Source organism: Sandaracinobacteroides sp., from assembly GCF_057137845.1.
This window is the reverse complement of sequence record NZ_DBNHFX010000095.1, coordinates 1-13,432: the sequence shown is the minus strand read 5'-3', so window position 1 is coordinate 13,432 and position 13,432 is coordinate 1. Positions and strand designations below refer to the sequence as shown.

Annotated in this window: 14 protein-coding genes; 6 read left to right on the top strand and 8 right to left on the bottom strand. The window is 65.5% G+C overall.

Translation table 11 applies throughout. From position 1 onward, the window contains the following. From AC16JP_RS05020 to AC16JP_RS05010, 3 genes are all read right to left on the bottom strand, one after another. A partial coding sequence (locus AC16JP_RS05020; protein ID WP_484339509.1) for an FAD-dependent oxidoreductase occupies positions 1–792 on the bottom strand: 792 nt, incomplete at its 3' end. Positions 793–886: 94 nt separating this feature from the next. Further along, positions 887–2,155: a tRNA uridine-5-carboxymethylaminomethyl(34) synthesis GTPase MnmE gene (gene mnmE, locus AC16JP_RS05015; RefSeq protein WP_484339508.1), complete on the bottom strand. Its 1,269-nt coding sequence runs from the start codon at positions 2,153–2,155 to the stop codon at positions 887–889. Positions 2,156–2,206: 51 nt separating this feature from the next. Next, positions 2,207–2,467, bottom strand: coding sequence for a DUF6489 family protein (locus tag AC16JP_RS05010; RefSeq protein ID WP_484339507.1), 261 nt, complete (start codon positions 2,465–2,467; stop codon positions 2,207–2,209). A 158-nt stretch (positions 2,468–2,625) separates the two neighbouring features. Between AC16JP_RS05010 and AC16JP_RS05005 the strand changes: the two genes are divergently transcribed. Next, a complete protein-coding gene (locus AC16JP_RS05005; RefSeq protein WP_484339506.1) occupies positions 2,626–4,215 on the top strand; it encodes a M28 family metallopeptidase in 1,590 nt (529 codons plus the stop codon). 31 nt (positions 4,216–4,246) lie between these two features. Here the strand turns inward: AC16JP_RS05005 and AC16JP_RS05000 are convergent, their stop codons facing one another. Together AC16JP_RS05000 and rho are read right to left on the bottom strand one after the other, a co-directional pair. Then, positions 4,247–5,638 carry a M20/M25/M40 family metallo-hydrolase gene (locus tag AC16JP_RS05000; protein ID WP_484339505.1) on the bottom strand — a complete coding sequence of 464 codons (1,392 nt, stop codon included), beginning with the start codon at positions 5,636–5,638 and terminating at the stop codon, positions 4,247–4,249. Between the two features lie 122 nt (positions 5,639–5,760). Continuing rightward, entirely contained in the window at positions 5,761–7,017 is a 1,257-nt protein-coding gene (gene rho / locus AC16JP_RS04995; protein ID WP_484339504.1) for a transcription termination factor Rho, read from the bottom strand. A 233-nt stretch (positions 7,018–7,250) separates the two neighbouring features. Between rho and AC16JP_RS04990 the strand changes: the two genes are divergently transcribed. Then, positions 7,251–7,505: a hypothetical protein gene (locus AC16JP_RS04990; RefSeq protein WP_484339503.1), complete on the top strand. Its 255-nt coding sequence runs from the start codon at positions 7,251–7,253 to the stop codon at positions 7,503–7,505. A 9-nt stretch (positions 7,506–7,514) separates the two neighbouring features. Here the strand turns inward: AC16JP_RS04990 and AC16JP_RS04985 are convergent, their stop codons facing one another. Beyond that, a complete protein-coding gene (locus AC16JP_RS04985; protein ID WP_484339502.1) occupies positions 7,515–7,967 on the bottom strand; it encodes a CopD family protein in 453 nt (150 codons plus the stop codon). Next, positions 7,964–8,986 (bottom strand): uroporphyrinogen decarboxylase, encoded by a 1,023-nt coding sequence (gene hemE / locus AC16JP_RS04980; protein ID WP_484339501.1) that lies wholly within the window; start codon positions 8,984–8,986, stop codon positions 7,964–7,966. The genes AC16JP_RS04985 and hemE overlap by 4 nt, the downstream gene beginning before the upstream one ends. Positions 8,987–9,362: 376 nt before the next feature. Between hemE and AC16JP_RS04975 the strand changes: the two genes are divergently transcribed. From AC16JP_RS04975 to coaE, 4 genes are read left to right on the top strand one after another with little or no spacing between them, the layout of a single operon-like run. Further along, a complete protein-coding gene (locus tag AC16JP_RS04975) occupies positions 9,363–10,190 on the top strand; it encodes a pyruvate, water dikinase regulatory protein (RefSeq protein ID WP_484339500.1) in 828 nt (275 codons plus the stop codon). Further along, positions 10,187–10,792 carry a Maf family protein gene (locus AC16JP_RS04970; RefSeq protein ID WP_484339499.1) on the top strand — a complete coding sequence of 202 codons (606 nt, stop codon included), beginning with the start codon at positions 10,187–10,189 and terminating at the stop codon, positions 10,790–10,792. Before AC16JP_RS04975 ends, AC16JP_RS04970 begins: the two co-directional genes overlap by 4 nt. Continuing rightward, a complete protein-coding gene (gene aroE / locus AC16JP_RS04965) occupies positions 10,789–11,646 on the top strand; it encodes a shikimate dehydrogenase (RefSeq protein WP_484339498.1) in 858 nt (285 codons plus the stop codon). The genes AC16JP_RS04970 and aroE overlap by 4 nt, the downstream gene beginning before the upstream one ends. Beyond that, positions 11,643–12,251, top strand: coding sequence for a dephospho-CoA kinase (gene coaE, locus AC16JP_RS04960; RefSeq protein ID WP_484339497.1), 609 nt, complete (start codon positions 11,643–11,645; stop codon positions 12,249–12,251). The genes aroE and coaE overlap by 4 nt, the downstream gene beginning before the upstream one ends. Here coaE and AC16JP_RS04955 read toward each other — a convergent pair. Continuing rightward, the coding region (locus AC16JP_RS04955) for an alpha/beta fold hydrolase (RefSeq protein WP_484339496.1) at positions 12,248–13,432 on the bottom strand (1,185 nt) is incomplete at its 5' end. The two genes, coaE and AC16JP_RS04955, sit on opposite strands and share 4 nt — an antisense overlap.

The following is a 13,432-nucleotide window of genomic DNA, read 5'->3' as shown; positions in this document are numbered from 1 at the left end:
GGCATACATTGGCGACCGGCCGATGTTGTCGCGGATGATGGCGTGGGTTGCGGCGGTCGTCCTGGTGATCAGGCAATCGACCTGCGGCGTATCGGTGCCGGTGGTCAGCGCGGAAAAATAGCTTGGCGTATCGTCGCCCGCCTGCCGGTCCAGCCTCGTCCAGTCGATCGTGCGGCCGTCGAGGCGCGGCGGCGTGCCGGTTTTCAGGCGGCCCATCGGCAGACCCAACGCCCGCAACCGCGCCGCAAGCGCCGACGCGCCGGATTCCGCAACCCGGCCGCCCGGCGTTGATTTTTCGCCGATATGCAGCACACCGCCCAGAAACGTTCCGGTGGTCAGGACAACGGCTGCGGCGCGGAAGCCCCCCACTGACGTCGCGACGCCGACACAACGGCCACCCTCGACCAGCAGGTCGGTTACCTCGGCCTCGATCAATTCCACCTGATGCTGCGCTACCAGCGCCCGCACTGCGGCGGCGTAGCGTTTGCGGTCGGCCTGCGCGCGCGGGCCCTGCACTGCCGGCCCACGGCTGCGATTGAGCAGCCGAAACTGGATTGCGGCCCGATCCGCCGCGTGACCCATCACCCCATCGAGCGCGTCGATCTCGCGTACGAGGTGGCCCTTGCCCAATCCGCCGATAGCCGGATTGCAGCTCATCTGGCCGATATTGTCTGCCCGGAAGCTGATTAGCGCCACGCGCGCACCAACCCGTGCTGCCGCGCAGGCGGCTTCCACGCCGGCGTGGCCACCGCCGATCACCAGAACATCATGCAGGATCGTGGCGCGCGCCATAGCAGAGCGAGGCCTTGGAAACAAACGACCACACCGCACCGCCAGCGACCGCATTGTTCCACGTGGAACAATCGCAGTAATTGTTATGATTCAACTACTTACCTATACAGAAGCGCCCGAACACCGCATCCAGAACCGCCTCCGGATCGATCCGCCCGGTAAGCCGCCCCAGCGCGTTGGCGGCACCGCGCAGCGATTCGGCGCACAGCACCGGATCGCGCTGCGCCATTGCCTCTTGCGCGTAGTGCAGCGTCTCGGTGATGAGGGCGCGCTGCCGCTCGCTGCTGACGAGCGGTGGCTCGCCGCGCGGGATGCAGCCCGCGGCCCATTCGACCAGCCATGCTTCGAGTTCCGCCAACCCGGCACCCGTGCGCGCCGACAGGTGGAAACGGCCGTCGCGCTGGCCCGGCGCTTCGCCGGTTTCGTCGATCCGGTTCACCACATTGCCACCTTCGCCCAGATCGAGGCGGAGATCGGCTGCTGCCGCACGGGCGCGGGCGCGGGCGATGCCCTCGGCCTCGATCGGGTCTGTGGTTTCGCGCAAGCCCGCCGTGTCGAGGAGCAGCGCCGCCCTGCCCCCCAAATCCAGATGCACTTCCAGCACGTCGCGCGTGGTTCCCGCATGCGGCGTGACGATCGCCACGTCGCGCCCGGCAAGCGCGTTCAGCAGGCTGGATTTGCCTGCGTTCGGCGGGCCGACGATGGCGATGCACAGGCCGTGGCGGATGCGCTCTGCGATGGCGGCGCTGGCGACCGCCGCCTGCAATGCTGCGACCAGCGCCGCAAGCATCCGCGCTGCCGGCCTGTCGGCCATGGCCGCGATGTCCCCCTCGTCGGAGAAGTCGAGGTCGGCCTCGATGTCGGCGAGGATGTCGATCAACTGTGCGCGCCAGCCTTCCGCCCGGTCGCGCAGGCGGCCGCTGCTGTTGGCAAGCGCCAGATCGCGCTGCACGTCGGTTTCAGCGGCGATGAGGTCGGACAGGGCTTCCGCCTGTGTCAGGTCCATGCGGCCGTGGCAGAAGGCGCGGCGGCTGAATTCGCCCGGTTCGGCAAGGCGGGAGCCGAGCCGGACCAGCGTGGCAAGGATTCCCGAGACGACCGCCGGGCTTCCGTGACTGTGTATTTCCACCACGTCTTCGCCGGTGAAGCTGGCTGGCCCGAGGAAACCTGTAACCAACGCTTTATCAAGCAGTTGCTGCGTGTCAGGCGCGATTATGCTGCGCAGCATAGCCTTGCGCCCGCCAGCGATTTTCCGCCCGGCGAGGCATTGTTCGACCAGCGCAAAGGCGCCGGTTCCGCTGACACGGATGACGGCGACGCCGGAGGGAACCGGCCCCGACGACAATGCGTGGATGATCTGCATCGGGATCTGAAAAACCCTGTGTTCAGAAGCCGGCGCCAGCCTGGGCGCCGTTCAGTCCTTTTTCTTGGGGGTGGCCTGCGGCGCCATCGCCGTCAGCATCAGCTTCTGCCATGCTTCCAGCCCTTCGCTGACGCCGGGAACGCCGCCCGTCCAGCTTTTCATCAGCTTCTGCCAGTCGTCCATCGATGCGCCGTCGATGGTGAACAGTTTCATCCGTTCGATCCAGGCGTCGTGCAGAGGGGTGAGGTCAGGCAGGCCGAGAAAGGCGCGTGCTTCGGCTGGTGTTGCTTCGATTTCCACTTCGAACTTCATGGCGGATGCCTTTCCGGGACAGATGTTCGCCTGCTTGTTGCAGCTTTGCGTGGTCCCGACAATCTGGCTTTGCAATCCTTGCGGCTTTGCGCACCGTGCGCCATTCGATGGGAAAGCCTTGTTCCGGTCATGGTTCGTGGCCTTGTGTGGAGAAGATGATGCAATTGCCCGTTCGTGCGCTGCTGTTGCTGTCGTGCCTTCTGGCGCCGATCCCGGCGCAGGCTGCAAACGCCGAAAGCCGCTGGTTTGCGCATGTGAAGGTGCTGGCCGACGACGACATGGAAGGCCGGCTGACCGGCACGCCGGGCTATGATCGGGCAGCCGCCTATGTGGCCGGAGAGTTCCGCAAGTTGGGCCTGAAGCCCGCCGGCACGCAGGGCTATTATCAGCCGGTGGCGCTTTTGGAACAGACGCTGGATCTTGCCGCTTCGACGCTGGTGCTGGCGGGCGCCGACGGCGAGCGCAGGCTGGTTCCGGGCGAGGAGGTCCTGCCGGGGAACCGGGTGCCGCAACTGCCCGGCGCGTTCGACGCGCCGCTGGTGTTTCTGGGCTATGGCCTGCACCTGCCCGAAGCCGGCCATGATGATTTTGCGGGACAGGAGCTGAAGGGCAGGATCGTCGTCACGCTGGCGGGTGGGCCGAAACAGATCGCGGGCGCGCTGAAAAGCCATGCGCGGTCGGCGGAATTCTGGCCGGCGCTGCAAAAGGCCGGGGCGCTGGGCGTGATCAGCATTGCCAATCCAGGGCAGATGGACATCCCGTGGGAGCGGCAGAAACTGTTCGCCACGACGCCCGGTATGCGGCTTGCCGATCCGGCGCTGAATGACGCGAAACAGCCGTTTCTGACTGCAAGCTTTTCGCCTGCCGAGGCAGGCCTGCTGTTTGCCGGTTCGGGGCATGACTTCGCCGAAATGCTGGCGATCGCCAATCGCGGCGCGGAACTGCCGCGCTTCGACCTGAAAAAGCGGCTGAAGGGCAAGGTCGTGGCGCATGACCGGCCGCTTTCGGCGCCGAATCTGGTGGCGGTGCTGCCGGGCACCGATCGCGCGCTTTCCGACCAGTATGTCGTGCTGACGGCGCATCTCGATCATGTGGGGATCGACGAGCCGATCAACGGCGACAGCATCTATAACGGCGCGATGGACAATGCGTCGGGGATCGCCTCGCTGATCGAGACGGCGCGGGCTTTGAAGAAGGCGAGGACCAGGCGGCCGGTGCTGCTGGTGGCGGTAACGGGCGAGGAGCGCGGGCTGCTGGGCAGCCGCTATTTCGCCAACCGGCCGACAGTGCCGGCGAACGACATCGTCGCCAATATCAACATGGACATGTATCTGCCACTGTGGCCGTTCACCCATGTCACTGCGCTTGGCGCCGAGGATTCGACGCTGGGTCCGCTTTCGGCGCAGGTTGCGGCGTCGCTGGGGGTGATGCAGGTACCCGACGAACAGCCGGAACGGAACCTGTTCGTGCGGTCGGACCAATACAGCTTTGTGAGGACGGGCGTGCCAGCATTGGCGCTGAAGTTTGCCGCATCGACGCCCGAGCAACTGGAGATCCAGAAGGTCTGGCTGCGCGACCGCTATCATGCGCCGTCCGACGATCTGGGCCAGCCGATCGATCCGAAATATGCAACCGCCTTCAACCGCTATCTGGTGAAGCTGATCCGCGCCGTTGCCGACCAGAAGCAGGCGCCGGAATGGAACGCCGACAGCTTTTTCAGGCGGTTTGCCAAGGCGGACCGGCCCTAGCGCCGATCCGCCTTGGCGGTTTCCTGAATGCCTACTGGTTGGCGTAGGCCTTCAGCAGGTCGTGCAGATAGGCGCGGCCCTTCATCACGGCCTCGACGCGGATCTTTTCGTTGAGACCGTGGATGCCGCCGCCGTCGGCTTCGGAAAGCACGCCGGGGACGCCGTAAACCGGAATGCCGACCTGCGACAGATACGGCCCGTCGGTTGCGCCGGGCACCATGTAGGGAACGAGCGGCACGCCGGGGAAATGTTTCGCGGCAAGCTTTTCGGCGGGCTTCAGCACCCGGTCCGTCAGCGGTGGCTGGACCGCCACCTTGTTGCGGGCGCCCTTGGCGCTGACGGCGACTGACGGATCGTTGACCGCCGCCTTCAGCGCCGCAAGCGTTCCTTCGACGGTTTCACCCGGAATGATGCGGCAGTTGATGTTGGCCGTCGCGCGTTGCGGCAGCGCATTCTGGGCGTGGCCGGCTGCAACCTGCGTTGCAACGCAGGTTGTGCGCAGCATGCCGTTCAGCGCCGGATCCAGCGACAGCATGGCGGCGGCCTTGGCGTCGTCGGGGTTGGCGACGATCGCCTGCATCGCCCCGGATATCGGCGGCGGGGCGATTTTGCTGGCGCGTTCAAAGAAGGTGCGCGTGGTGTCGTTCAGGTGGACCGGGAACTTGTAGGCCTCGACTGCGGAAATGGCATGCGCGAGGCTGTAGATCGCGTTCTGCGGCCGGGGCATCGACGAGTGGCCGCCGGGGTTGGTTGTTTCGAGCGTGTAGTCCTGATAATGCTTTTCACCGACCTGCAGGCTGAGCGTTTCCGGCTGGCCGTTGGCGCCATAGCGGCCGCCGCCGCCTTCGTTCATGGCAAATTCGGCGTCGATCAGATCGCGCCGGTTCTGCGCCAGCCATTCCGCGCCGTTGAAGGCGCCCGAGGTTTCCTCACCGCAGGTGAGCGCAAGCTTCACCGTGCGCTTCAGTTGCGGTTCGGACTTCAGCCGGATCATGGTGTCGGAGTAGATCGCCGCCTGCGCCTTGTCGTCGGAGACGCCGCGACCGTAGAAATAGCCGTCTTCCTCGATCAGCTTGAACGGGTCGCGCGTCCAGTCTTCGCGCTTTGCCTCGACGACGTCGATGTGGGCGAGCATCAGGATCGGCTTCAGCTTCGGGTTTTTCCCCGGCAGCACTGCGACGAGGCCGCCATCATCGGGGTGTTCGGGCACCGAGAACAGGGTAAGCTGGTCGTCGCGGTAGCCGGCTGCCTTCAGCCGGTCGGCGATCTGGCGCGCGGCGATGGTGCAACTGCCACGGTTCACCACCGTGTTGGTTTCGACCAGTTCCTTGTAGAGGGAGCGGAACGCGGCCTCGGAAGGGTCGGTGGCGGCAAGCGTGGGAGACGCGGCGAAGGCGGCGGCGATGGCCGCAAGAGGAAGCATGCGTTGCATCGCCGGAAACTGCCGCGAACCGCCAGCCTTCGCAAGCGGTTGATCGCGCACCCTCTCAGTTTGCAGGTGGGCATGTTGGCGCCCGCCGGGCCGGCAGGCGCCAGTCAGGCGGCCTACTGGTTCATCGACGCGAAGAAGTCCTCGTTGGTTTTCGAGTCCTTCATCTTGTCGAGCAGGAACTCCATCGCGTCGACGGTGCCCATCTGCATGAGGATGCGGCGAAGCACCCACATCTTGGAGAGCGTCGCCTTGTCGACCAGCAGCTCCTCCTTGCGGGTGCCGGACTTGCCGACATCCATCGCCGGGAAGATGCGCTTGTCGGCGACCTTGCGGTCGAGCACGATTTCCGAGTTGCCGGTGCCCTTGAACTCTTCGAAGATGAGTTCGTCCATGCGGCTGCCGGTGTCGATCAGGGCGGTTGCGATGATCGACAGCGAACCGCCTTCCTCGATGTTGCGGGCGGCGCCGAAGAAGCGCTTGGGCCGCTGCAGGGCGTTGGCGTCGACGCCACCCGAAAGCACCTTGCCCGACGACGGCACCACCGAGTTGTAGGCGCGCGCCAGACGGGTGATGGAATCCAGCAGGATCACCACGTCGCGCTTGTGTTCGACCAGACGCTTGGCCTTTTCGATCACCATTTCCGCGACCTGCACGTGGCGGGCGGCCGGTTCGTCGAAGGTCGAGGAAATCACCTCGCCCTGCACCGAGCGCTGCATGTCTGTCACTTCTTCCGGGCGTTCGTCGATCAGGAGGACGATCAGATAGACTTCCGGGTGGTTGGCGGAGATCGCCTTGGCGATGTTCTGCAGCAGCACCGTCTTGCCGACGCGTGGCGGCGCGACGATCAGCGAACGCTGGCCCTTGCCCTGCGGGCTGATGATGTCGATGACGCGGGCCGACTTGTCCTTGGTGGTCGGGTCGGCGTTGTCGAGCTTCAGCTTTTCATCCGGATAGAGCGGCGTCAGGTTGTCGAAGTTGACGCGGTGGCGCAGCACATCCGGGTTGTCGAAGTTGATCCGGTTCACCTTCTCCATCGAGAAGTAGCGCTCGCCGTCTTTGGGAGCGCGGATTTCGCCTTCGACGGTGTCGCCGGTGCGGATGCCGAAGCGGCGCACCATGCCGGGCGTCAGGTAGATATCGTCGGGGCCGGCCAGATAATTGGCATCGGCCGAGCGCAGGAAGCCGAAGCCGTCGGCCAGCACTTCGATGGTGCCCGAGCCGATGATTTCCTCGCCGGAATCGGCCTTGGCCTTCAGGATCCCGAACAACAGGTCCTGTTTGCGCAGTGTCGACGCCTGCTCGACGCCGAGTTCTTCGGCCATGGCGACCAGATCAGCCGGTGTTTTCTTTTTAAGTTCAATAAGTTGCATGGAAATGATCCAAAGCCTCGTTGCTGGAACATCATTCTTGTGGCGCGCCGTGCCGGCTTGCGCTGATGGTTTTGCGGGAAATCGTTGCTGGCGTGCTCCAGGACGGGACGCCGTTTTGGCGCGGTTAGGCGTTCATTGCGTCGAGGTCAAGCAGGCCTGCAAGGCTTGCGTACATCGTTAAGGAATGGAACTATAACCGCAGTTTATCGAGGACAGCCGGGGAGGGCCTGTTCATGTCGTCGGTTGCGCGTGTGCTTGGGTGGATCTGGCTGCTGGCCGGAATGCTGGCGGTTGCGTCGCTGGCGTTTCAGCGTTTCGATATTCCGTTGGCGGTGCCCGACGGCGCCGCCGACCTGCTGGCGCTGCCATGGAGCAGGCTGATCCCGATGGTGCAGCCCGGCCATGGGCTGTCGCTGGTGCTGACGATGATCGGCGTGTTCGTGAATGCGCAGATCCTGTTCATCTCCGCCAACATGCTGGACGACTGACGCGCCGTTTCAGAACGGTTTCAGCACCGCCAGCGCGACGATCAGGATCGCCGCCAGCCCCGGCACTTCGTTGACGATGCGCAGCGTCCGTTCGGAAAGCGGCCGTTCGCCGCGCGCCATGCGTCTGGCGGTTGCCACCATCCAGCCGTGATAGCCGCTGAGCAGAACCACGAGGCCGATCTTGGTGTGAATCCAGCCGGCATGCGCAAGGCCGTAGCTGGTGGCGACCGCAAGCCCGGTAATCCACGCAAGCAACAGCATCGGAGTCAGGATGATGCGGCGGATGCGCGCGGTGCGCAGACGCCAGTTCAGATCCTCCGGAGAGCCGACCGGCACGCCCGCCTGATAGGCGAGATAGCGCGGCAGCATGAACAGCCCGGCGATCCAGAACATCACCACGACCACATGCAGCGCCTTCATCGGCATGTAGGCGGCACCAAGCCACCCGACCAGATGGTTCATCTGCCGGACCCCCTGAGTTCGCTGAGCAGTTGTTCGACATGGGCGATCGGCGTGAACCGGTCGATGCCGTGCCCGAGGTTCAGGATGTGCGGCCGCCCGGCCATCACCCGACGCACCCGCGCCAGTGCTTCCGAGAGCGCCGCCCCGCCGGCCTTCAGTGCGAGCGGGTCGATGTTGCCTTGCAGCACCAGCGAATCCGGCGTGTTGGCGACGACGAAGGAAAGATCGGTCGATTCGTCGATGCAAAGCGCGGTCACGCCGGTTTCGCGGGCGTAGGCGGGCGTCTTTTCCCCGGCGCCGCGCGGGAAGCCGAGGATCGGAACCGTTGGATGGCGCCGGCGCAGTTCGGCGACGATCGCTTCCGTCGGGGCGACGACCCAGCGTTCGAATTCGGCGGCGGCGAGGCTTCCGGACCAACTGTCGAACAGCATCAGCGCATCGGCGCCCGCTGCCACCTGCCCGGACAGATAGTCGAGCGTTTCGCGGATGATGGCGTCGATCAAGGCCTGAAAGCGACCGGGATCGGCATAGGCGAGCAGCCGGGCGGCCGCCTGATCCTTCGAGCCCTGGCCTGCGACCATGTAGGTTGCAACCGTGAACGGCGCGCCGGCGAATCCGAACAATGCCTTGTCTGCGGCGAGGCCCGAGCGCACCTTGCCGACGGTTTCCCAGATCGCCCGGTAGCGCGATGGATCGGCGGTCAGGGTTTCGAGGTGCGTTTCCGAAAGCGGCGGCGACAGGCGCGGGCCTTCGCCCTCGGTGAAGTCGAGCGACTGGCCCATCGCCCAGGGCACGATCAGGATGTCGGAAAACAGGATCGCCACGTCGAAGCCGAAGCGGTGGATCGGTTGCAGGGTGATTTCGCAGGCGGCGTCGCTGTCGGTGGCGAGGCGGAGGAAACTGCCCTTTTGTGCCCGGAGTTCGCGGTATTCGGGCAGGTAGCGCCCGGCCTGACGCATGAGCCAGACGGGTGGCGGATCGAGCGTCTGCCCGGAAAGGACGGCAAGTGCGGGGTTCATGGTTGGGTCTGTATCGAGGACGCGGGCGGTAGGCAAATGCGGCCGGGCAACAGACTCCTAATTCCTTTCCTAAGAACAGGATTGATGTTGCCTGTTGTCCCTGTGGAAGCTGTGGATGGGTTTTCATCCACAATTTCGCCAACAGTATGCATATGCGTGAACGATATGGAATCATTGGATGTTTCGATGGATTTCCAAGCCTGTGTGCGGATCGGCCGAGGATGTGCACATGCGGATGAACCGGCGGGCGGGGTGATTGTCGGCACTGGATCGGTTGGCGCTGCCGGGTTTTCAGGTAGACTGCCCACGCAATGATTCAGGCAAAATCGCGGTTTTTCCGGTGGATTGTCCACAGGTGTCGCGGCATGACAGCAGCATGACGCTCCTGCATCTGCATCTGGTGTCGGACTCGACCGGCGAGACGCTGGAAAGCCTGGTGAAGGCCGGATTGGCGCAGTTTTCCGGTGTCGAGGCCGTGAAGCATTACTGGCCGATGGTGCGTTCCGAAGGGCATCTGGACCGGGTGCTGGAAGAAGTGGCGCAGGTGCCGGGACTGGTGCTTTATACGTTGGTGGCACGGTCGGTTCGCGAACGGCTGGAAGCGCGTTGCGCCATGCTGGGCCTGCCGGTGATCGCAGTGATGGACCCGGTGATCGCCGGGCTGGAACGGATGCTTGGCACGCAGGCGGCTTCGCGGCCGGGCGGCCAGCACCGCATGGACGAGGCCTATTTCGGCCGCATCGAAGCGATCGACTGGACCATGGAGCATGACGACGGCCTGCATCCGCACGAGTGGGAGGAGGCCGATCTGGTGCTGGTGGGCGTAAGCCGCAGCAGCAAGACACCGACGTCCGTCTATCTGGCCAATCGTGGCTATCGGGTGGCCAACATGCCCTATGTGCCGGGGAGGCCGCTGCCGCCTGATCTGCTGGAGCTGCAAAAGCCGCTGGTGGTGGGGCTGACGGTATCGCCCGACCGGCTGGGGCAGGTGCGCCGCGCCCGCGTGTTGGGCGAGGGGATGCTTGGGTTCGGGGCGGGCTATGTCGATCCGGAAGTGATCGCGCATGAACTTTCTCTGGCCAGAAGGCTGTTTGCCGATCGCGGCTGGCCGGTGATCGATGTGACCCGCCGCAGCATCGAGGAAACGGCGGCGGAACTGATCAACCTGCTGGGATTGCGCGGGCGCGCAAAGGAGAAAGCGTGAACGCTGAAACCCCTTTGCTGATTCTGGCGAGCCAGAGTCAGTCGCGCCGGTCGATGCTGGAAGCAGCGGGGGTGCGCTTCGAGGCGATGCCGGCGCGGATCGACGAGGAGGCGGTGACCACCGGATTGCGCGGGCTGCCGGTGCGCGACGTTGCCTGCCGGCTGGCGGAACTGAAGGCGCTGAAGCTTGCCAACCGTCACCCGGGGCGGCTGGTGCTGGGAAGCGATTCCATGCTGGAACTGGAACCGGGCGAGTGGCTGGAGAAACCCGGCACCCGCGATGGCTTGCGGGCGCAGCTTCTGGCGTTGCGCGGGCGCACGCACCGGCTGGTTTCGGCAGCGGCGATCGTGCGCGACGGGCAGGTGCTGTGGCGCCATGTCGAGGTGGCGACGCTTGCAGTGCGCGAATTTTCGACGGAATGGCTGGAACAATATCTGGCGCTCGCCGGAGACGCTGTGCTGGAAAGCGTCGGCGGCTATCATCTGGAGGGCCTTGGCGTGCAACTGTTCACGCGGGTCGATGGCGACCAGTTCGTGGTGCGCGGATTGCCGCTGCTGGCGGTGCTTGGCTGGCTGCGCGAAGCAGGGGAGTTGCTGGTTTGACGGGGTTCGAAACGGCCGATTTCGGCGGCCAGAAGACGGCAGGCGTCTGCGGGTGGCCGGTTGCCCATTCCAAAAGCCCGCTGATCCACCGCTTCTGGCTGCAGAAACTGGGGCTGGACGGCGATTATGTGCGCCTGTCCGTGGCGCCCGAAACTGCGCATCAGGCGTTTCGTTCGCTGCCGCTGGTTGGATTGACCGGTGTCAACGTGACGGTGCCCTTGAAGGAAATCGCGCTGAAAGCCGCCGACCGGCAGGACGAGAGCGCAGCGGCGACCGGTGCCGCCAATGTGCTGCTGGTGCGCCCAGACCGGACGTTGATGGCCTTCAACACCGACTGGTCGGGCTTTCTGGAGCCTCTGGTGCGGCAGGGCGCAAGGCCGCAAACCGCAGTGATGATCGGCGCCGGCGGCGCCGCGCGCGCAGTGATGATGGCGCTTAATGCACTGGGGGTCGAGGAACTGACGATCGTCAACCGTTCGGTGGAAAAGGCGCGCGCGCTGGCCGATGGCTGGCCGGGAAGGCGGGCGGCAAGGGTGGTAGAACTGGTGGCGGCGATGGAACTGCCACAGGCGGATCTGGTGGTGAATGCTTCGAGCCTCGGCATGAAGGACCAGCCGCCGCTGGACGTGCGGCTGGACCGGCTGGCTGCTGGCGGCCTTGTCTATGATCTGGTCTATGCGCCGCTGGAAACCGGATTGCTGGCGGCGGCGCGGGCGCGCGGCGCGCAGACGATCGACGGGCTGGAAATGCTGGTGGGGCAGGCCGACCGCGCCTTTGCCATGTTTTATGGGGCGGAACCGCCGCGCCAGCATGATGCGGAATTGCGCCGGTTGCTGACGGGGGGTGCCGCATGAAAAAGGCGCGGCCGGTGGTGATCGGGCTGACCGGCTCGATCGGCATGGGGAAATCAAAGGTTTCTTCGAAATTCAGGCACTTTGGTATTCCGGTTTTCGATGCCGATGCGGCCGTGCGCGAAGTGCAGGGACCGGGCGGGTCGGCGCTGGCGGCGATCGAGGCGTCGTTTCCGGGCACCACCGGGCCTTCGGGTGTCGACCGGCAGAAGCTGGGGGCGGCGGTGTTCGGCAATCAGGCGGCGCTGAAGCAGCTTGAGCGCATCGTGCACCCGGCGGTCGGGCGGATGCAGCAGCGCTTTCGCAGCCGCTTTCGCAGCCGCCGGGCGATCGTGCTGGATATTCCGCTGCTGCTGGAAGGCGAAGGCTGGAAGGCGGTCGATCTGATTGCCGTTGCGTCGGCGCCGTTGCGGGTGCAGCGTGGGCGGGTGCTGGCCCGGCCCGGCATGACCGAAGGAAAGTTCATGGCCGTGCTGGCGCACCAGATGCCCGACGCGACGAAACGCGCGCTGGCCGACGTGGTGATCGAAACCGGGCGCGGCCGGCTGCTGACCTTTCGCACCGTGCGCGCGATCGCCCGCGCGTCGAAGGGAAGCCGGATCCGCTAGGCCGGCCGGCTGGAAAGCGCCCGCTGATAGGCGCGCGCTGCGCGCGCCCTGAGCAGCGAGAGATGTGCACGCGCAAGCCTTTCCGGCGTGATGTCGGCCGGGGTGAAGGCGACGGCGTTGGCAGCGGACGCCTGATACCATGGCGCAAAGAAGGTGCGCGCCCGCACGATCTGCCATGCAGCCGTCAGGTGGGTGCCGAACCGGTCTGGCCGGAGGTCGGGGAACAATGGTTCGGCATCGCCTGCCAGCGGCGCGGGGATCGAAAGCCGGGCGAAGCCAAGTGCCCGTTGCACCGCTTGCAGCACTTCGGCCCATGCGGCCCAGCCCTCGGGGTGCGCGGTTGCCCAGTCGTCGGAAAGGCCGTGGCCCGGCATGTCGATTGCCAGTTCGGATGCGCCGACGAGGTCAAGTGATTGGCCCGGCGCGTGCAGGGTGCATCGTTCGGCCGCCGGGTTTCCCTTCCAGCGAATGAGACCGTTGAACTGCGCCGTTTCGACGTGGAGGAAGCCCTGGTCGGCGGATTCGCGGGGGGTGACGGCCGCCGTTTCACCGTGCGCCAGCAGGAATTCCAGCGATGCCTGCTGATGCGCTTCCGGGGTGGCGACCGGATAGGCTTCCCAGCCGGCGGGCAGCTTGCCCATGCGGCCGATGTGCGCCTGCAGCGGGTCACCGTTGTAGGCGGTGATCAGGGCAGGCGGCACGGTGGCGCCTGGTTCCGGCAGGTCGCTTGCTGAACGCAGCACCGCGCCATAGCCTGCACGATAGGCGTCGCCGCTGTCGAGCAGGTCGCGCAGGGTGGCGTCGACGCGGGCCGGATCGTCATGCGCGACCGACATCCGGTGCGTGCCGTCGACAGCGAACCACGGGAAGAACCAGCTTTGTTCGAGGATGCGGTTCCAGGCCCAGGACAGATGTTCGCCATAGGCAGAAGGCCGGAACGGCGGCAGATAATGTTCGCCGAACAACGCCATTTCCGCATCTGTCCAGACGGCGTAGCCGCCGACTGCCAGCGCCGAGAAGCGTTCCGGGTGGCGCTTCAGGGCGCTTGCAAGGATGATGCCGCCCGAATGAAAGCCGTAGGCGGCGGTGCGCTGGATTCCGGCGGCATCGAGGAACGCGACGATCGCGTCGGCGAAATCGCCGATTTCCGGGCGGTGGCCGCTGTCGGGCAGCGGGTCGGA